Here is a 326-nt window from a genome sequence, read left to right as displayed (position 1 = left end):
TTGAAGCCGCTTGTAACGGGCTAAAACGTCGCATGCAATTGTGGTGTATGCATTTCCAATGTGTAACCGCCCTGATGGATAGTAGATTGGTGTGGTTACGTAAAATGTTGGTTTATCTGCCATGTTCAGCTTCCTTTCTCCTTGAATGTGAAATCAAATTTCAATCTCAAAAAATCATTATTTTTAGTATATCATAGTCAGGCCTTAACTTGAGCGAATTCTTGCACCGCATCGTTAACGATCATCGTGGTTTGCGGCGGAACTTGAATCGGTTCCTTGTTGACCGCCGCAATACGAGCGTCCGGACGGCGATACTGCAGTAAGCC

Annotated in this window: 1 protein-coding gene; it reads right to left on the bottom strand. The window is 44.2% G+C overall.

The features are described from left to right. Nucleotides 1-123 (bottom strand): class I tRNA ligase family protein (locus CP367_RS10725; protein ID WP_143469244.1); only part of this gene is annotated, 123 nt, incomplete at its 3' end. Between the last annotated feature and the right edge of the window lie 203 nt (nucleotides 124-326).

The sequence above is a fragment of the Lactobacillus sp. UMNPBX16 genome (assembly GCF_002553775.1).
Taxonomy (GTDB): domain Bacteria; phylum Bacillota; class Bacilli; order Lactobacillales; family Lactobacillaceae; genus Lactobacillus; species Lactobacillus crispatus.
This window is presented reverse-complemented; position numbering and strand designations above follow the sequence as displayed.